Source organism: Pseudomonas sp. TH21 (assembly GCF_016651025.1).
Classification (GTDB): domain Bacteria; phylum Pseudomonadota; class Gammaproteobacteria; order Pseudomonadales; family Pseudomonadaceae; genus Aquipseudomonas; species Aquipseudomonas aylmerensis.
On record NZ_JAEKEQ010000001.1, the window covers coordinates 5,053,901 to 5,073,428 of the forward strand.

Annotated in this window: 20 protein-coding genes; 6 read left to right on the forward strand and 14 right to left on the reverse strand. The window is 61.7% G+C overall.

Annotated features, from left to right (window positions below; genetic code table 11):
- Positions 1 to 6: 6 nt before the first annotated feature.
- From JFU04_RS22245 to JFU04_RS22270, 6 genes are all read right to left on the reverse strand, one after another.
- Positions 7 to 1,446 carry an aminotransferase-like domain-containing protein gene (locus JFU04_RS22245; protein WP_017527404.1) on the reverse strand — a complete coding sequence of 480 codons (1,440 nt, stop codon included), beginning with the start codon at positions 1,444 to 1,446 and terminating at the stop codon, positions 7 to 9.
- A 272-nt stretch (positions 1,447 to 1,718) separates the two neighbouring features.
- Positions 1,719 to 2,534, reverse strand: a complete 816-nt coding sequence (locus tag JFU04_RS22250) for an OmpA family protein (RefSeq protein WP_065909360.1) — start codon at positions 2,532 to 2,534, stop codon at positions 1,719 to 1,721.
- Entirely contained in the window at positions 2,531 to 2,893 is a 363-nt protein-coding gene (locus JFU04_RS22255) for a DUF4398 domain-containing protein (protein WP_065909356.1), read from the reverse strand. Before JFU04_RS22255 ends, JFU04_RS22250 begins: the two co-directional genes overlap by 4 nt.
- A gap of 9 nt (positions 2,894 to 2,902) precedes the next feature.
- Positions 2,903 to 3,721 carry a substrate-binding periplasmic protein gene (locus tag JFU04_RS22260; RefSeq protein WP_065909354.1) on the reverse strand — a complete coding sequence of 273 codons (819 nt, stop codon included), beginning with the start codon at positions 3,719 to 3,721 and terminating at the stop codon, positions 2,903 to 2,905.
- A 116-nt stretch (positions 3,722 to 3,837) separates the two neighbouring features.
- On the reverse strand, positions 3,838 to 4,767 hold the full coding sequence (locus tag JFU04_RS22265; protein WP_065909352.1) for an electron transfer flavoprotein subunit alpha/FixB family protein: 930 nt from the start codon (positions 4,765 to 4,767) through the stop codon (positions 3,838 to 3,840).
- 2 nt (positions 4,768 to 4,769) lie between these two features.
- The gene (locus tag JFU04_RS22270; RefSeq protein ID WP_016973648.1) at positions 4,770 to 5,519 is read right to left on the reverse strand and encodes an electron transfer flavoprotein subunit beta/FixA family protein; all 750 of its coding nucleotides are present in this window, start codon (positions 5,517 to 5,519) and stop codon (positions 4,770 to 4,772) included.
- Between the two features lie 523 nt (positions 5,520 to 6,042).
- Between JFU04_RS22270 and JFU04_RS22275 the strand changes: the two genes are divergently transcribed.
- Complete coding sequence (locus JFU04_RS22275) at positions 6,043 to 7,707, forward strand: electron transfer flavoprotein-ubiquinone oxidoreductase (RefSeq protein ID WP_065909350.1); 1,665 nt, start codon at positions 6,043 to 6,045, stop codon at positions 7,705 to 7,707.
- A 193-nt stretch (positions 7,708 to 7,900) separates the two neighbouring features.
- On the opposite strand, the gene JFU04_RS22280 is transcribed toward JFU04_RS22275, so the two are convergent.
- Positions 7,901 to 8,794 (reverse strand): AraC family transcriptional regulator, encoded by an 894-nt coding sequence (locus JFU04_RS22280; RefSeq protein ID WP_065909348.1) that lies wholly within the window; start codon positions 8,792 to 8,794, stop codon positions 7,901 to 7,903.
- Positions 8,795 to 9,017: 223 nt separating this feature from the next.
- Here JFU04_RS22280 and JFU04_RS22285 point away from each other — a divergent pair, with 223 nt between their 5' ends.
- Entirely contained in the window at positions 9,018 to 10,070 is a 1,053-nt protein-coding gene (locus JFU04_RS22285; RefSeq protein ID WP_106802876.1) for an NAD(P)-dependent alcohol dehydrogenase, read from the forward strand.
- Here JFU04_RS22285 and JFU04_RS22290 read toward each other — a convergent pair whose 3' ends face one another.
- From JFU04_RS22290 to JFU04_RS22315, 6 genes are all read right to left on the reverse strand, one after another.
- Complete coding sequence (locus tag JFU04_RS22290) at positions 10,071 to 10,874, reverse strand: IclR family transcriptional regulator (protein WP_065909342.1); 804 nt, start codon at positions 10,872 to 10,874, stop codon at positions 10,071 to 10,073.
- A 187-nt stretch (positions 10,875 to 11,061) separates the two neighbouring features.
- Positions 11,062 to 12,027, reverse strand: coding sequence for an L-arabinose ABC transporter permease AraH (gene araH, locus JFU04_RS22295; protein WP_025854166.1), 966 nt, complete (start codon positions 12,025 to 12,027; stop codon positions 11,062 to 11,064).
- Positions 12,028 to 12,046: 19 nt separating this feature from the next.
- A complete protein-coding gene (gene araG / locus JFU04_RS22300; RefSeq protein ID WP_201145722.1) occupies positions 12,047 to 13,546 on the reverse strand; it encodes an L-arabinose ABC transporter ATP-binding protein AraG in 1,500 nt (499 codons plus the stop codon).
- Positions 13,543 to 14,523: a substrate-binding domain-containing protein gene (locus JFU04_RS22305; protein ID WP_065909335.1), complete on the reverse strand. Its 981-nt coding sequence runs from the start codon at positions 14,521 to 14,523 to the stop codon at positions 13,543 to 13,545. The genes araG and JFU04_RS22305 overlap by 4 nt, the downstream gene beginning before the upstream one ends.
- A 35-nt stretch (positions 14,524 to 14,558) precedes the next feature.
- Positions 14,559 to 15,380 carry an SDR family oxidoreductase gene (locus tag JFU04_RS22310; RefSeq protein ID WP_201145723.1) on the reverse strand — a complete coding sequence of 274 codons (822 nt, stop codon included), beginning with the start codon at positions 15,378 to 15,380 and terminating at the stop codon, positions 14,559 to 14,561.
- 236 nt (positions 15,381 to 15,616) lie between these two features.
- Positions 15,617 to 16,096 carry a GNAT family N-acetyltransferase gene (locus JFU04_RS22315; protein ID WP_106802872.1) on the reverse strand — a complete coding sequence of 160 codons (480 nt, stop codon included), beginning with the start codon at positions 16,094 to 16,096 and terminating at the stop codon, positions 15,617 to 15,619.
- A gap of 189 nt (positions 16,097 to 16,285) precedes the next feature.
- Here JFU04_RS22315 and JFU04_RS22320 point away from each other — a divergent pair, with 189 nt between their 5' ends.
- The 4 genes from JFU04_RS22320 to JFU04_RS22335 all read left to right on the forward strand — a co-directional run bounded on the left by JFU04_RS22320 (position 16,286) and on the right by JFU04_RS22335 (position 18,661).
- Positions 16,286 to 17,482 (forward strand): MFS transporter, encoded by a 1,197-nt coding sequence (locus JFU04_RS22320; RefSeq protein WP_201145724.1) that lies wholly within the window; start codon positions 16,286 to 16,288, stop codon positions 17,480 to 17,482.
- Positions 17,483 to 17,567: 85 nt separating this feature from the next.
- Complete coding sequence (locus JFU04_RS22325) at positions 17,568 to 17,912, forward strand: hypothetical protein (RefSeq protein WP_065909324.1); 345 nt, start codon at positions 17,568 to 17,570, stop codon at positions 17,910 to 17,912.
- 51 nt (positions 17,913 to 17,963) lie between these two features.
- Entirely contained in the window at positions 17,964 to 18,230 is a 267-nt protein-coding gene (locus JFU04_RS22330; RefSeq protein WP_106802870.1) for a hypothetical protein, read from the forward strand.
- A 50-nt stretch (positions 18,231 to 18,280) separates the two neighbouring features.
- Positions 18,281 to 18,661, forward strand: a complete 381-nt coding sequence (locus JFU04_RS22335; protein ID WP_201145725.1) for a termination factor Rho — start codon at positions 18,281 to 18,283, stop codon at positions 18,659 to 18,661.
- A 128-nt stretch (positions 18,662 to 18,789) separates the two neighbouring features.
- On the opposite strand, the gene JFU04_RS22340 is transcribed toward JFU04_RS22335, so the two are convergent.
- Positions 18,790 to 19,518, reverse strand: a complete 729-nt coding sequence (locus tag JFU04_RS22340) for a class I SAM-dependent methyltransferase (protein WP_201145726.1) — start codon at positions 19,516 to 19,518, stop codon at positions 18,790 to 18,792.
- Positions 19,519 to 19,528: the final 10 nt, after the last annotated feature.

Sequence of the window (19,528 nt, forward strand, 5' to 3'; positions counted from 1 at the left end):
CGCCGCTCAAAAGCCGGCTGCCGTCTCCTGGCACAACTGGCTGGCCAACATCCCCAACGTCATCAGCGCCCGCTCTGCCTCGCGGTTCCACGGCGTGCCGCAATTGAGGCGGATGCAGTGGTTGAACTGCTCGGTATTGCTGAAGATCAACCCCGGCGCAATGCTGATGCCCTGTTGCAGGGCACGCACGTGCAGTTCCTGGGTATTGACCCGTCCGGGCAAACTGACCCACAGGATGAAGCCGCCGGTCGGGCGGGTCATCTGGGTGCCTTCCGGGAAATACTGCTGCACCGCCAGCTGGAAAGCGCTGAGGTTCTTGCGATATTCCTGGCGGATGTAGCGCAGGTGGCGGTCGTAGCCACCGTTCTCGAGGTACGCCGCCACCCCCATCTGGGTCACGCTGCAGGCGGAATGGGTACTGAACATCTGCAGGCGCTGGATTTCCTGCTGGTACTTGCCGGCGATCATCCAACCAATGCGCACCCCCGGCGACAACGTCTTGGAAAAGCTCGAGCAGTAGATGACCCGGTCCAGGCGGTCATAGGCCTTGAGGGCCTTGGTGCGACCGAGTTCGAACATCAGCTCGCCGTAGATATCGTCCTCGACAATCTGGATATCGAAGTCCGAGGCCAGCCGCAGCAATTGTTTCTGTCGCTCCTCGGGCATGGTGCCGCCCAGGGGATTGCTCAGGCGCGTGGTCAACACCAGGGCCTTGATCGACCATTGGTTGGCCGCCAGTTGCAGGGCTTCCAGGCTCATGCCGGTGGACGGGTCGCTGGGGATCTCGATGACCTTGAGGCCGAGCAGGTCGGCCAGTTGCAGCAAGCCGTAGTAGGTTGGTGATTCGGCGGCAATCAGGTCGCCTGGGCGTGTGAGCACGCGCAGCGACATCTGCAACGCATCCACGCAACCGTGGGTGATCACCACCTCGGAAGGGTCCACCACCACGCCGGCGTCGCGCATGCGTATCGCCACTTGGCGGCGCAACGGCTCGAAACCCGGGCTGAACATGTAGCTGAACGCACGCGGGCTCTGGAAGCGAGTGACCTTGGCCAGCTGCTGGTGCAACGCGCGGACCGGCAAGTAGTCGACACTCGGCACGGCGGCGCCCAGCGGGAACACCCCTTCACGGCGCGACTCGCCCAATACCTGCTGGATAATGCTGCTGCGGGTGACCAACCCGGGACGCTCGACACGGGCAATGTCCGGCGTTGGCGCCGTCAGCGCCGGCGTCTGGTGCACGTAGTAGCCCGATTGCGGCCGCGCCCGGATCAGCCCCTGGTCTTCCAGGTTGGCGTAGGCCTGCAACACCGTGGCATGGCTGACGTTGAGCTGGGAGCTCATCTTGCGCACCGAAGGCACGCGCTCACCCGGTTGATAGACACCGCGCCGGATGTCCTCAGCCAGTTGCTGGGCGATACGTTGGTAAAGCAACAGATTGGTCATGACGCAGCACTCGATTTCACGGGTATTTTATTTTTGTGTGAAACATACCGGCACAGTTTAGAAGTGTACGGGGACAGTTGCCACAATAGTCGAGCGCGGGCGGGAGTGACAGTAAAAACTGTAGGGGTGGGGGAATAGAATTCCAGCTCTGCACCGAAACGAAATGTGGGAGCGGGCTGCTCGCGAAGGCGGTGCATCAGCCACTTAAAGGGTGACTGATACGCCGTCTTCGCGAGCAAGCCCGCTCCCACATTTTGATCTGCGTTGGCGCCTTATCGGGCGGCGCCCAGTTGGCCCTTCTCGTCGGAGAATACAATTTCCACTCGACGGTTCTGCGCGCGGCCGCGCTCGGAGGCGTTGGCCTCGACCGGATACTGGTCGCCGTAGCCTTCGACCTGGATACGTTTTTCATCGATGCCGAGGTCGACCAGCACATCGGCCACCGATTGCGCACGGTCACGCGACAGCTTGAGGTTTTCCTGCTCGCCGCCGGTGTTGTCGGCGTAGCCCTCGATGCGCACTACGCGCTTAGGGTTCAGTTGCAGGAACTGCACGATTTTCAGCACTGTGCGGTTGGCCGAGTTTTTCAGCTCGGCGTCACCGGTATCGAACAGCACGTCGCCCAAGGTCATCACCAGGCCGCGATCGGTCTGGGTGGTGGCCAGGCTGGCGATCTGCTCTTCGAGCCATTTGCCCTGCTGCTGCACGCTGATCAGCTTGTTTTCACGCAGGGCCAACTGCAGGCGCTGGCGCTCCAATTCAAGCTTGGCGCCACGCTCCTGGTTGAGCGCCTGCTCAGTGTGCTCGCGAGCGATGGCACTGTAGCGCTGGCTCAGGTAGGCGTAATGCACCACGTCGGCGCCGCTGCCCCAGTAGCTGGACAAGCGATCGGCACGCGCGAGGGACTCACCGGCGCGGATCACGTCCTTGGGGGCGAAGCGCAGCACATTGGCGTCTTCCTTGACCTTCTGGAAGTCGTTGCCGGCCTGTTGCAGCGCCTGCTCGCCATTGGGATGGCTGGCACAACCGCCCAACACGGCGCTGCCCAGCAGCAACACACAGCTCACGGCACGGATCATCGGGCTCATTGGGCTTCCCCCAACTGCAATTGCTTGCGCAGACGCGTGATGCGGGTGTTGAGCACGTTGAGTTGTTCCTGGCTCTTGCGGGTCAATATCCGGGCTTCAGCCAGGCGCGCATCCAGCTCGGCCTGTTCGGCCTGCATGCGCGCGTCTTTGTAGGATTCATCGGCCATGTCGGCCTTGGCCTGGGCGAACTTGTCTTCGGCCAGTTTCAATTCGGGCGAGTCATCAGTACTGGCGCCCACGGCGCTGGCTTGTTCCAAGGCTTGTTGGGTGAGGCGTATTTGTTCATTCGGCGCAGGATCGGCTGCACATCCCGCCAGAGCGACAACGGCGAGGGCCGCGAAAAGAGGTCGAAGAGTCACTGAAAATCCCTACTTTGTTGGGGTGCCGACGGGTTGTTGCAATTGCGCTTTCCAACGCTCAAGATTGCGCTGCAGCGCGGCTTCCGCCACACCAGACCCGGGCAATTCTGTCATCTTTTTGGCGAGCTGTCCGCGCAACCACGGATCATTGCAGGCCGAGTTGTGGGAAATCGCCAGGTACAGGCCGGGCTGATCGATCGGGGTTTCGCGGGCGAGCAGGTCGTTGCTCATGCCCAGTGTCTGGGCCATGGCCATGCCCGAGTAACGCCCGGCCAGCACGTAATCCACCTCGCCCAGCAACAGTTTCTGGAAGGCCGGCGTCAGGCTCGGTAGACGTTGCAGGGTGAGTTGCTGATCGGCGAGGGTTTCGAACTCACGGCTCAAGCGTGCCCGCTCCGACACTGCGCCCTTGTGGCCGTGCAAGTCGGCGGCCGTGTTGTAGACCAGTGCCGAGTCCTTGCGTGTCCACACCAGATAGTCGGTCTGCACCAGCGCCGGGTGGATGTAGTCGAGGGTCTCCAGCTCGCCCAGGTTCAGCGGTGCGTCGGCGAGGATGTCCATGCGCCCGCTGCGCACTTCATCCAGGGCCAGGGAACGTTTGCCGCCGTAGAGCAGGTCGACCTTCAAGCCGAGGTCCTTGGCGACTTGCTGCAACACATCGGCGGTGGCGCCGATCAGGTGCGTGGGGTCCTGGGGATCACGCCAGAGCAACGGCGGTGCATCCGGGCTGCCGGTGATGACCAGGCGCTCACATTTGCCCGCCGCCAGCGTCAGGCTCGGAAGCAGTGACACACCCAGCAACAGCACCACCCAACGACGCAATTCCATCACAGACTCTCCCCATCACAAACGCATCCCTTGTAGGAGCCGGCAAGCCGGCGCCTACCAAGGCAAAAAAAAACCCGGTCACAAGGACCGGGCTCTTTATAAGTGAAGCGACTGGATTAGACCAGCTTCTCCAACTCGGGAACGGCTTCGAACAAGTCCGCCACCAGGCCGTAATCAGCCACCTGGAAGATCGGTGCTTCTTCATCCTTGTTGATCGCGACGATCACTTTGGAGTCTTTCATACCGGCCAAGTGCTGGATCGCGCCGGAGATACCGACCGCGATGTACAGCTGTGGCGCAACGATCTTGCCGGTCTGGCCGACCTGCATGTCGTTGGGTACGAAACCTGCGTCGACGGCAGCGCGGGAAGCGCCGACCGCAGCGCCCAGCTTGTCGGCCAGGGCGTACAGGTGTTTGAAGTTGTCACCGTTCTGCATGCCACGGCCGCCGGAAACGACGATCTTGGCAGCGGTCAGCTCAGGACGATCGGACTTGGCCAGCTCTTCGCCAACGAAGCTCGAAGTGCCAGCGTCGTGGGCAGCAGCAACAGCTTCAACCGCAGCCGAACCCCCTTCAGCAGCAACCGGGTCGAAACCGGTGGCACGTACGGTGATCACTTTAATGGCAGCGGTCGATTGCACGGTGGCAATGGCGTTACCGGCGTAGATCGGGCGCTTGAAGGTATCGGCGCTTTCTACCGAGATGATCTCGGAGATCTGGTCAACGTCCAGCTGCGCAGCAACGCGTGGCAGGATGTTTTTGCCGTTGGACGTAGCGGCAGCCAGGATGTGGCTGTAGCCAGCGCCCAGTTCCGCGACCAGCGGGGCAACGTTTTCCGGCAGTTGGTGCGCGTAGGCGGCGTTGTCGGCCAGCAATACTTTGCTCACGCCAGCCACTTTCGCAGCGGCGTCAGCCACGGCGCCAGCGCCTTGACCTGCTACCAATACGTGAATGTCGCCACCGATTTTCGCAGCGGCCGCCACAGTGTTCAGGGTAGCCGGGGCCAGCACCTTGTTGTCGTGTTCAGCGATTACCAAGATAGTCATGTTTAGATTACCTTCGCTTCGTTTTTCAGTTTCTCGACCAGTTCAGCCACCGACTTGACCTTGATACCCGCGCTGCGTGCAGCTGGCGCTTCGACTTTGACGGTCTTGTTGGTGGAGGCGGTGGAAACGCCCAAAGCGTCTGGAGTCACCGACTCAAGCGGCTTCTTCTTGGCTTTCATGATGTTTGGCAGGGACGCGTAGCGCGGCTCGTTCAAACGCAGGTCGGTGGTGACGATGGCCGGCAGTTTCAACGAAACGGTCTGTGCGCCGCCGTCGATTTCACGGGTCACAGCCACGCTGTCGCCGCTCACTTCGACTTTGGAGGCGAAGGTGCCCTGGCCGTAACCGGTCAGTGCAGCCAGCATCTGGCCAGTCTGGTTGTTGTCGCTGTCGATGGCCTGTTTGCCAAGGATCACCAGCTGAGGCTGTTCCTTGTCGACAACGGCTTTGAGCAACTTGGCCACGGCCAGCGAGGTCAGCTCTTCAGCGGATTCAACCAGGATGGCGCGGTCGGCGCCCAGTGCCAGTGCGGTACGCAGCTGCTCTTGAGCAGTGGTAGGGCCGATGGAAACCACGACGATTTCAGTCGCCACGCCTTTCTCTTTCAGGCGTACGGCTTCTTCCACGGCGATTTCGCAGAAAGGGTTCATCGACATCTTGACGTTAGCGAGGTCGACGCCGGAATTGTCCGCCTTGACGCGAACTTTCACGTTGTAATCGACAACGCGTTTGACAGCTACAAGAACCTTCATGGATTCCTCGTTACTCTCCGGTGAAAAGAAAGTCGCCTAGGCGAACCTGGCGGTTGATGCTCATCGGCACACAAGGGCACCTCCAAAAACCTCGGCGAGTGACCTTGCTCACGGGAAGTGACGACCGTTCGTCAGTGGTGACTGAGAGGTCATTCTTTATCGCAGCGTGTAAACTGCGCGCCATTGTTTGGACGCGCGTCACCTGTCTTGCTTTTGGACGTGCTCTTGAAACCTGCAGTCTGCCTACGGTAAGCGCAAAACCGACCGTATATTGACCGGAACACCTATTCTGGTCAATACGGCAAAATAGCCAGTCATAAGCCGCGCCTCTTTGATTTACCTAGCCTGCGGGCAATTCAAACAAACGTTTGTATTGGACGCTGACAGTGGTGTAGATATAATGCGCCACCTAGAGAGAAAGGTGGGTCATCCCCTGCCATTTGGCACAGTGATGATGGATACGACACCGAACCTCCACCCATTAGAAAAAAAAGCCTGTTGAGCCTTGAGTAGGAGATAGCCTGTGGAACGCGAATACATGGAATTCGACGTGGTCATCGTCGGCGCTGGCCCGGCGGGACTGTCTGCCGCCTGCCGACTGAAGCAGAAGGCCGCCGAAGCCGGTAAGGAAATCAGCGTCTGCGTGGTCGAGAAAGGCTCCGAAGTCGGCGCCCACATCCTCTCCGGTGCCGTGTTTGAACCCCGCGCGCTGAACGAACTGTTCCCGGACTGGAAAGCCCTCGGCGCCCCGCTCAACACCCCGGTGGTGCGCGATGACATCTATGTACTGCGCAGCCCCGACGCCTCCACCAAGGTGCCTGACTTCTTTGTGCCCAAGACCATGCACAACGAAGGCAACTACATCATCTCCCTGGGCAACCTGTGCCGCTGGCTGGCCCAGCAGGCCGAGAACCTGGGCGTGGAAATCTACCCAGGCTTCGCCGCCCAGGAAGCACTGTTCGACGAAAACGGCGTGGTCCGCGGGATCATCACCGGTGACCTCGGCGTCGACCGCGAAGGCAATCCGAAAGAAGGCCTGTACACCCCCGGCATGGAACTGCGTGGCAAGTACACGCTGTTCGCCGAAGGTTGCCGTGGCCACATCGGCAAGCAACTGATCCAGCGTTTCAACCTGGACAGCGACGCCGACGCCCAGCACTACGGCATCGGCCTGAAGGAAATCTGGGAAATCGACCCGGCCAAGCATCAGCCAGGCCTGGTGGTGCACACCGCCGGTTGGCCGCTGGACATCATGAGCGCCGAGAACACCGGTGGCTCGTTCCTTTATCACCTGGAAAACAACCAGGTGGTCGTCGGCCTGATCGTCGACCTGTCCTACAGCAACACCTTCCTGTCGCCGTTCGACGAGTTCCAGCGCCTCAAGCATCACCCGGTGCTGGCGCAGTACCTGGAAGGCGGCAAGCGCATCAGCTACGGCGCCCGCGCCATCTGCAAAGGCGGCCTGAACTCGCTGCCGAAGATGGTCTTCAAAGGTGGCGCGCTGATCGGCTGCGACCTCGGCACCCTGAACTTCGCCAAGATCAAAGGCAGCCACACGGCGATGAAGTCCGGCATGCTCGCCGCCGACGCCGTGGCCGACCGCCTGTTTGCCGAGTCCGAAGGCGGTGATGAACTGACCGCCTACGTCGACAGCTTCAAGTCCAGCTGGCTCTACGAAGAGCTGTTCGCCAGCCGCAATTTCGGCCCGGCGATGCACAAGTTCGGTCCGATCATCGGCGCCGGCTTCAACTGGTTCGACCAGAACATCCTCGGCGGCAAGATGCCGTTCACCCTGCACGACACCAAGCCGGACTACGCCTGCCTCAAGCTCGCGAAGGACAGCAAGAAGATCGACTACCCGAAACCCGACGGCAAGCTGAGCTTCGACAAGTTGAGCTCGGTGTTCATCTCCGGGACCAACCACGAAGAAGAACAGCCGTGCCACTTGAAGCTCAAAGACGCGAGCATCCCGATCGGCACCAACCTGCCGCTCTACGATGAACCGGCACAGCGTTACTGCCCGGCCGGCGTGTATGAAGTGGTGACCAAGGAAGACGGCGAAAAACGCTTCCAGATCAACGCCCAGAACTGCGTGCACTGCAAGACCTGTGACATCAAGGACCCTTCGCAGAACATCACCTGGGTCACGCCGGAAGGCGCAGGCGGGCCGACTTACCCGAACATGTAAGTCCGTCGCTTGAACAAACAAGGCTCCCAATCGGGAGCCTTTTTTTGTGGCCCGAAAAAAGCCACTCACCTCGGTCAAATGTGGGAGCGGGCTTGCTCGCGAAGGCGGTCTGTCTGTTGAGGAATGTGTTAACTGACCCAGCGTATTCGCGAGCAAGCCCGCTCCCACATTTACGCTGTTGTGCCTGATGGAATTATGCAGCCCGCTCTTCACCGGGGTTGCGCAAAAAGTAGCGCTTGTACTCGCGACTGAACTGCGACGTGCTCTGGTATCCCACGTTATGCGCCGCCTGCGCCACGCCCATGCCTTCGACCAGCAGCAACTGCTGGGCCTTGAGCAGGCGCAGCCGTTTCAGGTATTGCACCGGCGACAACAAGGTGCAGCGCTTGAAATGCTCATGGAACGTCGACGCACTCATGTGCGCATACCCCGCCAATGTCTCGATATTCAGCGGCTCGGCGTAATGGGCATGCAGGTGATTCAACGAGGTAGCGATCCGCGAAAACTGCCCCTGCTGTTCCACCAGTGCGCGCAGTACATCGGCCTGGGGCCCGCGCAAGGCGGTGAACAACAATTCGCGCACCCGCGCCGGGCCCATGATCCGGCTTTCCAGCGGATCGTGCAGGCACTGCAACAGCCGCTCGACGCAGCCGCGCATCGCATCGTCGAGCACCACAGAGCTCATCGATTCCAGGGTCTGCGCCGTCGGCGGCGGCCCGGCCTGCATGCCCATGGCCATGACCAACTCACCCAATACCACCCGATCGATGCCCACTGTCACCCCGTACAACGGGGCGTCGGGCGCCATGGCAAAGGTCTCGCATTCGAACGGTACCGGCATCGCCTGGATCAGGTAGTGACCGGCGCCGTACTCCAGCGTGCGCGGGCCCAGGTAGGCGACCTTGCTGCCCTGCGCCACGAACATCAGGCTCGGCTCATAGATCTGCGGCCCGCGCGCCACGTCGCAACTGGCGCGCAAGACCTGCACGCCGGGCAAGTGGGTCGGGGAGAAACCGTCGCAGGGCGTGAGCCCCTCAATCAAGGAAACCAGCGTGGCGTTGGCATCGAGATGGCGGGTCAACAACATAAAAGCAGCTCTCGCAAAGATACGTCTTGGTGCAGGCCAGCTGGCTTCAAGCCACAGGCTGCAAGAAAGCTCGCAGTTTATAGCGTGCCGCTTGCAGCTTGCCGCTTTTAGCTGCTCCTCCGGAGCTTTAGGCATGAGACTCGGAGCATTTGCCATGGTCGCACCCGGGGTCGGCGCGCAGAATGCGCCACCTCCCCAGTCCAAGCTTTTGCGAGGTTTCCCCATGTACACCGCTATCGGTTATGCCGCCCAGTCGGCCACCACTCCCCTCGCCCCCATGTCGTTTGAACGTCGCAGCCCACGTGCCGATGACGTGGCCATCGAGATTCTCTACTGCGGCGTCTGCCACTCCGACATCCACCAGGCACGCAACGAGTGGGGCATCGCCGTATACCCACTGATGCCGGGCCACGAGATTGTGGGCAAAGTCACCGCCGTCGGCGCCAGCGTCACCGCGCACAAAGTCGGCGACCTGGTCGGCGTAGGCTGCATGGTCGACTCCTGCCGCCACTGCGACGCGTGCAAATCGGACCTGGAGCAATACTGCCTCGAAGGCCCGACCATGACCTACGCCACCCCCGACCGCGTCGACGGCAGCAACACCATGGGCGGCTACTCCGACAGCATCGTGGTCAGCGAGCACTTCGTGGTCAAGATTCCAGCCAAGCTCGACCTCGCCAGCGCCGCGCCGATCCTCTGCGCCGGCATCACCACCTACTCGCCGCTCAAGCACTACGGCGTCAAGGCCGGCGATAAAGTCGGCGTGCTGGGCATGGGTGGCCTGGGCCATATGGGCATCAAGTTTGCCAAGGCCATGGGCGCGGAAGTGACCTTGTTCACCCGTTCGGCGAGCAAGGCTGAAGAAGGCCGTCGCCAGGGCGCCGATCACGTGATCGTGTCCACCGATGCCGAGCAGATGAAGGCCGCCGCCGGCAGCTTCGACTTCCTGCTGGACACCATCCCGGTACAACACGACCTCAACCCCTACCTCGATGTACTGCGCTTTGACGGCGTGCACATCCTGGTCGGCCTGATCGAGCCGGTAGACCCGCCGGTGAATGCGGCCAAGCTGGTGCTGGGGCGTAAAGTGCTGGCCGGTTCGTTGATTGGTGGCATTGCCGAAACCCAGGAAGTCCTGGATTTCTGCGCCGAGCATGGCATCACCTGCGACATCGAAATGCTCGACATCCGCCAGATCAATGAGGCTTACGCCCGCATGATCGCCGGTGATGTGAAGTACCGCTTTGTCATCGACATGGCGACCCTGAAGGCCTGATCAGGCCTTTGCGCCCAACTCCGCGGAAAGCCGGGCCGCGACCTGTTTGATCACAGGGATCAGCTCGGCCATTTTCTCCAGCGGCATGTAGGGCACGGTACTGGCGATGCTGATGCCGGCGACGATTCGCCGGCTGGCATCGCGCACCGGTGCCGCCACGCAACGGATCGACGGTTCGTTGTCTTCCAGATCGAACGCGTATCCCCCCACCACGTATTCATGCATGCGCTGCTCGAACTGCGCCCAGGTTTGTTCCGGGTGCTGCGGCCATTGCAGGCTCTTGCCTCCCGCCGGCAGGCTGGCTTCGTACAGCCGCTGCCATTCCTGCGCGGTGTCATCCAGCAACATCGCCTTGCCCACACCGGTACGCGCCAAAGGCATGCGATGGCCCACCCGCGAGCGCATTTCCGGACCGTTGCGGCCTGGATTCTTGTGCAGGTAGAGCACGTCATCGTATTCGCGAATGGCCAGGTGGATGGTGTCGCCGGTCAGCGCCGACAGCTCATCCAGATACGGGATGGCCAGGGTCACCAGCGGCAACTCTTCGCGAGCCTGGAACCCCAGCTCGATCAACTTCGGCCCCAGCAGGTAACCGACCTGCGGCACCACGCGCAGGTAGCGCTCTTCCACCAGGCAACTGGCCAGCCGGTGCGTGGTACTGCGGGTGGTGCCGATGCGCTTGGCGATCTCTTTCAGATCCCGCGCACCGGCCGCCACCGCCTGTACCACGCCCAGGCCACGCAGCAGGGTCTGGGTGCCGGTAGGCGCAGCGTCTTTGACGGGAGTGTGGGCGTTTTCCTGCATATCGGGCCTATGTGGTGGTACGAAAACGGCGCCATTATGGCAAATGCAGCCCTCCTGAACAGAGGAGATCCACTGTGGGAGCTGGCTTGCCTGCGATGAGGGCGTGTCAGCCAGTAAATGTGCAGGCTGACACACCGCTATCGCAGGCAAGCCAGCTCCCACATTTTGATCTTCACAGGGCACGACTTTAGCGTTGCTTCATGCGGTCGATAATCACCGCCAGCAACAGGATCGAACCACGGATCACGTACTGGTAGAAGGTGTCGATGTTCTTCAGGTTCATCGCGTTCTCGATGATCGCCAGGATCAGCACCCCGGCAATCACATGACGGATCATGCCGATACCACCGCTCAACGAGACCCCGCCCAGGACGCAGGCCGAGATCACCGTCAGCTCGAAACCCTGGCCGATCATCGGTTGGCCCGAGGTCATGCGCGAGGCCAGGATCACACCGGCCAGCGCGCCGATCAAACCGTGCACGGCAAAGATGATGATCTTGGTGCGGTCGACGTTCACCCCGGCCAGCAGCGCCGCTTCCTGGTTGCCACCAATCGCCATGGTGTTGCGCCCGTAGGTGGTGTAGTTGAGCAACCAGCCGAAGAACACAAAGCACAGCACGGTGATGATGATCGGCACCGGCACGCCCATCAGTTGGCCGTTGCCGAACACGAAGAAGCCTTCGTCCATCACCCCGACGGCCTTGCCGTTGGAGAAGATGTAGGCCAGGCCGCGCACAATCTGCATGGTCGCCAGGGTCGCGATCAACGCGTTGATGCGCAGCTTGGCGATGACGATACCGTTGATCAGCCCCACCACCAGGCCCATGGCCAGGGCGGCGGACACACCGAGCACCACGCTGTCGGTGTCGCGGATCACGATCCCCGCCACCACGCCGGCGCAGGCGATCACCGAGCCCACCGACAAGTCGAAGTGCCCCGACGCCAGGCAGAACAACATGGTGCACGCCGCGATGCCCACGGTGGAAATCGCCAGGCCCAGGCCGCGCATGTTCAGCGGCGAGAGGAAGTTGTCGATAAACAACGCGCTGAGCACAAAGATGCTGAGTGCCGCCAGCAGCATCACCCAGTCATCGAGAAACTTGCGCTGGTTGAAACCCGGCCAGAAGCCCTTTGCAGTTTTTACCTGAGACATAGCCAAACCCTCTTATTCTTCAAGCCCGCGAACGCGGGAGCGCCAGTTGCAGCAGCCGTGCTTCATCCGCTTGATCGCGGGTCAGTTCGCCGGTCAGGGCGCCTTCGCTCATCACCAGGATGCGGTCGGAGATGCCCATCACTTCCATCAGGTCGCTGGACACCACGATCACCGCGATGCCGCTGGCGGCGAGGTTGTGGATGATCTGGTAGATCTCCGACTTGGCGCCGATATCGATGCCACGCGTCGGCTCGTCCAGCAGCAGTACTTTCATCGGCATCGACAGCCAGCGGCCGAGAATGGCCTTCTGCTGGTTGCCCCCCGACAGGTACATGATTTTCTGCTCGGCGTTCGGCGTCTTGACCTTCATCGCCTTGATCTGCTTGTCGGCGTTGCCCTTCTCCCAGCCGTCGCGCAGCAGCCAGCCAAACGTGGCATGCGCACCACGCGCACTGATGTTGATGTTCTCGGCGACGCTGGACAGCGGAATGATGCCCTCCTTCTTGCGGTCCTCCGGGCACAGCAACACGCCAGCGGCGATGGCATCGCGGGGCGAGCGCAAGGGCAGCGCCTGCCCGTTCAATTCCAGGTGGCCGGCGGTCGCGCGCTCCAACCCGCTGAGCAACCGGAACAGCTCGGTCCGCCCGGCACCGACCAGGCCAAACAGCCCGAGGATCTCGCCCTTGTGCACTTGCAGGCTGACCGCCTCACGCAGGCCCGGGCCGAGCAGCCCCTCTACCTTCAGCGCCACCTCGCCCTGCTCGCGCGGGCGATAGTCATAGATGTCCTGGATGTCGCGGCCGACCATGCAGGTCACCAGTTGGTCGTGGGTCAGCGTGCTCATGTCCTCGAAGGTGCGCACGTAGCGACCATCCTTGAACACCGTGACGGCGTTGCAGATGCGGAACACTTCTTCCATGCGATGGGACACGTAGAGCACCACTTTGCCCTCGTCGCGCAGCCGCGTGATGATCGCCATCAAGCGGTCGATCTCGCGGGCGGACAGGCTGCTGGTCGGCTCGTCGAAAGCAATCACATGCGCACCTCGCGACAGCGCCTTGGCGATTTCCACCAGTTGGCGCTGCCCGAGGGACAGCCGCCCGAGCTTTTCGTCGGGGTCGATCTCATCGGCCAGGCCCTTGAGGCAGGTCAGCGCCTGCTGGCGCAACAGCCCGCGATTGACCACGCCAAAACGCGTCGGCAAATGCCCGAGGAACAGGTTCTCGGCCACCGTCATTTCCGGCACCAGGTGCAGTTCCTGGTGGATCACCGCGACGCCGTTGGCGATGCTGTCGGCGGCGGATTTGAAGTCCATGGTCTGCTCGCCGATCTGCAGCGTGCCGCTGCTCGGCAGGTAGGCGCCGCCGAGAATCTTCAGCAGGGTCGACTTGCCGGCGCCGTTCTCGCCCATCAGCGCATGTACCGAATGCGGCCGCGCTTCAAAGCTGATCTGCGCCAGGGCTTTCACACCGGGAAACTCCTTGCCGATGCCATTGAAACGCAGGGCCGCGCCGCTCATTTCCACAGCCCGATTTTGCTCAACTCTTGCTTGAAATTGTCGCGGGTGATCAGGGTGACATTGTCCAGGGCGGTGAACTTGGCAGGCTCGGTGCCTTTGGTGACCCACTCGAACATCGCGCTGGCGGTTTTGTAGCCCGAGGCATCCGGGCTCAGCAGCATCGAGCCGTAGAAACCGGTATTGGATTTCTTCAATTCCTCGATTGCATCGGTACCGTTGATGCCGACACCGATCACGTTGGCCGCCTTGAAGCCGGCGCTTTCAGTGGCGCGCACGCCGCCCAGCACGGTGCTGTCATTCATGCCGCCGATCAGCAGGTTTTTCGCACCACTGGGCAGCTTCACCAGCGCCGAGTTGGTGGCGTCCATGCTGCCGGGGACGTCGAGGGTTTTCTGCGCACTGAAGAGGATATGGTCAGCCGGCAGGCCCGCCGCCTTGAGGCCTTCCACCGAGCCGTCGGTGCGTTTCTTGCCGGTTTCCAGCTCATCGAAGGTGTTGATCACGGCGTAGGTTTCTTTCCAGTCCCAGCCGCGTTTTTTCGCTTCGGTGGCCATGGCTTCGCCTTGTTTCTGGCCGATCTTGTAAGCGTCCAGGCCGACGTAGGGCACGTCTTCCATAGGCTTGCCCTTGGCGTCGACGAAACGGTCGTCGACCGCCAGCACCTTGAGGTTATTGAGCTTGGCCTTGGCCATGATCGCCGGGCCAAGGGACACGTCCGGCGGGCAGATCACAAAGCCCTTGGCGCCGTTGGCCGCGAGGGTGTCGATGGCCGACAGGGTCTTCTCACCGTCGGGCACCGCGATCTTGATCACGGTGAAACCCTGGTCCTTGCCGGCCTTTTCGGCGAAGGCCCATTCGGTCTGGAACCAGGGTTCTTCGGCCTGCTTGACCAGGAAGCCGATCTTCACTTCTTCGGCGAGTGCCACGCTGCTGAACGCCATCGCGAGCGCCAGAGTGCCTAGTGTCTTCTTGAACATGAGCCACCTCTTGTTGTTATTGAGCGTTACAAGTTCTAGTCGTGGTACATCACGGACCGCCCGCCATCGATCATCAGGCAGGTCGCATTGATGAAAGGCGCCTCGTCAGTCGCCAGGAACAATGCGGTCATCGCCACTTCGATCGGCTGGCCGATGCGCTTGGGCGGGTGCAGGTCGAACGCACGCTGGCGTTCGGCGTGGGGGTCGGGGAAACCGTTCCAGTAGTCGACGTTGAGCTGGGTTTCGATGTAGCCCGGCGCGATGGCATTCACGCGGATGCCCTTGGGCGCGTATTCGATGCCGAGCGCGCGGGTGAGGCCGAGCAGGCCATGCTTGGCCACCGGGTAAGGGAAACAACCGGGAATGATGTGGCTGGAATGGGTGGAGGCGATGTTGATGATGTTGCCGATGCCCTGCTCAATCATGTGCGGCAGCACCGAACGGCAGCCGTACCAGGCGCCGTCGAGGTCGATGGCGAAGCAGCGGCGCCAGTCCTCGTCGGTCATCTCCAGCGGGTCGCGGAATACGTTGACCCCGGCGCAGTTGACCAGCACATCGACGCGACCGAAGCGTTCGATGGCGACATTGACCAACGCCTGCCACTGCGTCTTGGAGGTGATATCGACGGGTTGCGCGACGATCTCAGCGCCACGTTCGCGCCAATGGGCGGCGACTTTCTCGACCTTGTCGCCCTGGATATCGGCAATCACCAGGCGCGCCTGCTGGGCCTGGAAACAGGCGACGATCGCCTCGCCAATGCCCTGGGCGGCGCCCGTGATGATCACCACCTTGTTCTTCAGCCGTTCACCATAGGTGGGCTCGGGCACAGCGGGTAACGACAACGGTTGGGGCTGCATCGCTTCACCTGTTTTATTTTTGGTAGTGAGTGCTGATGCAGGCGACTATAAACCCATCTTTTGAAATATCTCAATATATAAATTTGCATCCCACATAGTGAGCAAAAATCAAAAAAATGTGGGAGCAGGCTTGCTTGCGAATGCCGTGGCCAGTCACACATGAGTTGACTGATCCAGCGCATTCGCAAGCAAGCCCGCTCCCACCTGTTGATCTTCAGTGTCTACAGGCTGGGGGACTAGCCGAGGGCAAAGTCGCGCAGCGCATCGCCTTCCATGCGGTAGCGAACCCACTCTTCCTGCGGCTGGGCGCCGATGGATTTGTAGAAGGCAATCGCCGGCTCGTTCCAGTCCAGCACGCTCCACTCGAAACGGCCGCAGCCGTTGTCGCAAGCGATCTTGGCCAAATGCCGCAAGAGCTTCTTGCCGGCGCCGCCGCCGCGTTGCTCGGGGTTGATGTACAGGTCTTCGAGGTACAGGCAGTTGCTGCCCAGCCACGTGGAGTAACTGAAAAAGAACACGGCAAAACCGATCGGCAAGCCGTCCCGCAAGCAGATCAGGCCATGGGCGGTCGCGCCCTCGCTGAACAGACTGCGCTCGATGTCCGCGACACTGGCGATCACTTCATGCCGGGCCTTCTCGTACTCGGCAAGCTCGGTGATGAAAGCCAGGATCTGCGCAGCATCGCTGGGCACGGCGGGGCGAATCTCGATGGTCATGGGCGAGCCTTGGGCAATTTCAAAGCACACATACTAAGACGCTTTCATGACGAGTTGCAGTGCAATTTCGAGAGGGTGCGGGTGCTTTACTCCGTCGCGCAGTGATCCGAGCACCACCAACCACAGAACAATCGCCGTGGCCGCCCATGGTAAACAGTCGGCATAACGCCAACGATTCGAGACTTGCCCATGCACGCCACTCCGCCGGTGGGCGCGAAGACTTTCGCGCTGTTCTGCCTTGCCAGCTTCCTGCTGTCCCTGTCCTACGGTTCGACGTTTTTGCTGTCGCTGCTGATTCACGCGCGCGGCGGCAACGACCATGATGCCGGCAGCGTGATTTCCATGGCGATGCTCAGCACCTTCGTGGCCGTGGTGCTCTCCGGGCATTTGGCCGATGCGCTGGGCGCGGCCCGGGCGATTGCCGGGATGGGCGTGTTGCTGGTGGTGGCGTGCCTGGGTTTTGCCCTGGTGCCCGGGTTTGGCCAAGGCTTGATGGTGTGCGGGCTGGCCCTGGGATTGGGTTGGGGCGTGTTCTACACACTGGGGCCGATCATCGTGACCTTGCTGGTAGAACCACGGCAGCGAGCCAAGTACTTTGCGCTGCTGTCGGGCAGCATGCTGAGTGGGATCGGCTCCGGCCCCCTGCTCGGGCGGGCCGCCAGCGCGCTGGACCTGCCCCTGACCAGCGCGTTCTATATTGCCGGGCTGGCCAGCCTCGCCGGTGTGGTGATGTTCTGGCGTATGGGCGCTCGGCTCAAGCATCACGCGAACGTGCCAGCCGCACGTATTTCCTGGGCTGCCAGCCGCAGAGTGCTGTCTTCCAGGGCGGCGTTCGCCATCCTGATGGTCGGCTTGGGAGGGTGCGTATTTGGTGGGCTTTCATCGTTCCAGACCAGCTACGCAGCCGCGCATGGCCTGGACTATTCGCTGTTCTTCGGCGGGTTCCTGAGTGCCGCCATTACCAGCCGCCTGTTGATCGCCGGCTTCGTGGTCAAGCGCGACGCCTACCGCGCCGCCTGCGTGTTGTCCGGGTTGATGCTCGGGTCGATCGCTCTGTTTGCTTTTGGGGTGAGCGGCAACCTCAGCTACCTGCTCGCGGCTGCCACGTTGGGCGTGGGTTACGGCCTGACGTACTCGGTGATCAACGGGCTGGTGGCCAATGAAGCACCGCCCGGCACCACGTCCCAGGCCCTGCTGTTGTTCAGCCTCGGGTACTTTGTCGGCGTGTTTGGCTTTCCGCTGCTGGCGGGCAAGATCATCGTCGAGTACGGCCTGTCGACCCTGATGCTCTGCGTGCTGGCTATCGCCGCACTGAACTGGATGATCACCGTGGCCCGCCTGATCGCGCGCAGGCTTTCGGCACACAAAATCTTACAGGTGGGCTAATACCGTTCGTCGCCATCAAGGCACGAACGCCGAAGCCGGGCGGACCAATAGAGGGTAAGGACATTAATCATATGGAGACACCCTCATGAAGAATTCCAAGTTTGCCGCCCTCGCCCTCACCGGCCTTTTGTCTGCCACATCGCTGGGCGCCTTCGCTGCCACCTCGTCCACCGGCAAGACTGACCCGGCCGGCAGCTCGCCAAACCCTGCCACCCAGGAATCCCAGGACTCGATGGGCACCGGCATGGACACCAACGGCGGCGCGATCATCCAGCCAGGCGCAGACCCGCGCACCCAGGGCAACGACACCCAACGCCAGGCTCCGGCCGCCGTCGGCAATGGCAAGATGGGCCCCGCGATCAATCAACCCAACATCAACAAAGGCGACGACTCGAACGTGCCTGGCGCGCCGAAACAGCCTGCGCCTTGATGGATCGATAGCAACACCAACACCCGATCATTTCCCAGTGAAGAGGTACGCATGAACGTCGATAGAAACCTTGAAAAAGAAGTCCTCACCCGCCTGTTGCACGCCCACCCGAACGGCCTGGGCAAGGAGGTGCTGGATAACTACCGCGGCGAAAAGGTGGTGGCCAGTGTCTTGGCGTTCCTCCAGGACCGCGGGCTGATCAAGGATGGGCATGTGACCACCGACGACGCCGGTGAATACTCGTTGAACCTGCCGATCAAGCTGACCGCCTCCGGTGTCGACGAGGCCCGCAAGCTTGAAAGTGAAGGCCCTCAGTAATCCATTTTGTCTGGCCTGGCCCTGGCGACAGGGCCAGTGGGAGTATCGCAATGCCTCTAGGAAGCAAAGCCAAATACACCGCCGCACAGAAGCGCAAAGCTGCCCGTATCGAACAGAGTTACGAGCACCAGGGCGTAGCCAAGGATGAAGCTGAGGCCCGCGCCTGGGCTACCGTCAACAAGCAGTCTGGCGGTGGCGAAAAGGCCGGTGGCTCGGGTCAGCGTAAAGCCCCGCAGGAAAAGTCCCAGGCCCGCAGCGATTCGGCCAAGCGCGCCGTGGCCAGCCGTGACGGCCATGCGCGCAACAGCCGGGCCTCATTGGCGACGCAAACCAAGCAGAGCTTGCTGCAGGAAGCGCGGGCCAGGGCCATTCCGGGCCGCTCGAGCATGCGCAAGGATCAACTGATTGAAGCGCTGCGAAAGGCTGGCTGACGCCAGTCTTCCGAACATTTCAACACCCATTCTGGGCTGTGGCGAGGGAGTTTGCTCCGGCTGCGCTGTCGAACCGTAGCAAGCTCCCTCGCCACCACTCGCCCACATATTTTGCGCGGTGTCGCCAATCAGCGATGCGCCGAGACCAGCAGCATCATCGGACGCTCTTGCTCTTCTGCCAACGCTGGCAGGGCCTTGAGGTCGGCTTCGCTCGGCCCCCACTCCTGCACATGGCTCAGCGTGAACCCCGTCTGGATCAGCAGATTGAGCAACGTGCCCAAGGTACGGTGCTGCTTGATCACGCCCTCGGCCAACCAATTCGTCACCCGTGGCCCCTCTAATTGGTAACTGTCCACCGGCCAGCTTTTGCGACCCTGAGCATCGACCTGCCAGCCTGGGTTGCGCGGCGCCATGAAGATCGGGTGCTCGATGGAAAACACCAGCCGCCCACCCGGCACCAGCGCTTGATGGAGGGTCTGGAACAATCGCTTTAGGTCGACGATGTAATGGAACGCCAAGGAGCTGTAGGCCAAATCGAATGTGCCCGCCGGCAGATCGAGTTGTTCCAGGTCGGCGATGGCGTAGGTGACGGTCGGCGCCGAGGTCATCGCCCGGGCCCGCGCCAGCATCTTGTGCGACACATCCAGGCCAAGCACCTGTGCGGCGCCCTGCTCCTGGGCCCAGCGACTGAACCAGCCATAACCGCAGCCCAGATCAACCATGTTCAAACCGGACATCGGCGGCAGCAAGGCCTGCAAGGCGGGCCACTCCGGCGCGCCGGCGAGGCCCTCCACCGAGCGGCTCATTTTGCTGTAGCCCTCGAAGAAGGCCGGCGTGTCGTAGATGTTCTGGGTCATGGGACGGCTC

Excerpts from the sequence above, each read along its gene's own strand:
- JFU04_RS22285 (WP_106802876.1), top strand. The coding sequence starts at position 9,018 with ATGTACACCGCTATCGGTTATGCCGCCCAGTCGGCCACCACTCCCCTC.
- JFU04_RS22340 (WP_201145726.1), bottom strand. The coding sequence starts at position 19,518 with ATGACCCAGAACATCTACGACACGCCGGCCTTCTTCGAGGGCTACAGC.
- JFU04_RS22335 (WP_201145725.1), top strand. The coding sequence starts at position 18,281 with ATGCCTCTAGGAAGCAAAGCCAAATACACCGCCGCACAGAAGCGCAAA.
- JFU04_RS22260 (WP_065909354.1), bottom strand. The coding sequence starts at position 3,721 with ATGGAATTGCGTCGTTGGGTGGTGCTGTTGCTGGGTGTGTCACTGCTT.
- JFU04_RS22315 (WP_106802872.1), bottom strand. The coding sequence starts at position 16,096 with ATGACCATCGAGATTCGCCCCGCCGTGCCCAGCGATGCTGCGCAGATC.
- JFU04_RS22265 (WP_065909352.1), bottom strand. The coding sequence starts at position 4,767 with ATGACTATCTTGGTAATCGCTGAACACGACAACAAGGTGCTGGCCCCG.
- JFU04_RS22280 (WP_065909348.1), bottom strand. The coding sequence starts at position 8,794 with ATGTTGTTGACCCGCCATCTCGATGCCAACGCCACGCTGGTTTCCTTG.
- JFU04_RS22270 (WP_016973648.1), bottom strand. The coding sequence starts at position 5,519 with ATGAAGGTTCTTGTAGCTGTCAAACGCGTTGTCGATTACAACGTGAAA.
- araH (WP_025854166.1), bottom strand. The coding sequence starts at position 12,027 with ATGTCTCAGGTAAAAACTGCAAAGGGCTTCTGGCCGGGTTTCAACCAG.
- JFU04_RS22320 (WP_201145724.1), top strand. The coding sequence starts at position 16,286 with ATGCACGCCACTCCGCCGGTGGGCGCGAAGACTTTCGCGCTGTTCTGC.
- JFU04_RS22310 (WP_201145723.1), bottom strand. The coding sequence starts at position 15,380 with ATGCAGCCCCAACCGTTGTCGTTACCCGCTGTGCCCGAGCCCACCTAT.
- JFU04_RS22290 (WP_065909342.1), bottom strand. The coding sequence starts at position 10,874 with ATGCAGGAAAACGCCCACACTCCCGTCAAAGACGCTGCGCCTACCGGC.
- araG (WP_201145722.1), bottom strand. The coding sequence starts at position 13,546 with ATGAGCGGCGCGGCCCTGCGTTTCAATGGCATCGGCAAGGAGTTTCCC.
- JFU04_RS22245 (WP_017527404.1), bottom strand. The coding sequence starts at position 1,446 with ATGACCAATCTGTTGCTTTACCAACGTATCGCCCAGCAACTGGCTGAG.
- JFU04_RS22250 (WP_065909360.1), bottom strand. The coding sequence starts at position 2,534 with ATGAGCCCGATGATCCGTGCCGTGAGCTGTGTGTTGCTGCTGGGCAGC.
- JFU04_RS22305 (WP_065909335.1), bottom strand. The coding sequence starts at position 14,523 with ATGTTCAAGAAGACACTAGGCACTCTGGCGCTCGCGATGGCGTTCAGC.
- JFU04_RS22330 (WP_106802870.1), top strand. The coding sequence starts at position 17,964 with ATGAACGTCGATAGAAACCTTGAAAAAGAAGTCCTCACCCGCCTGTTG.
- JFU04_RS22325 (WP_065909324.1), top strand. The coding sequence starts at position 17,568 with ATGAAGAATTCCAAGTTTGCCGCCCTCGCCCTCACCGGCCTTTTGTCT.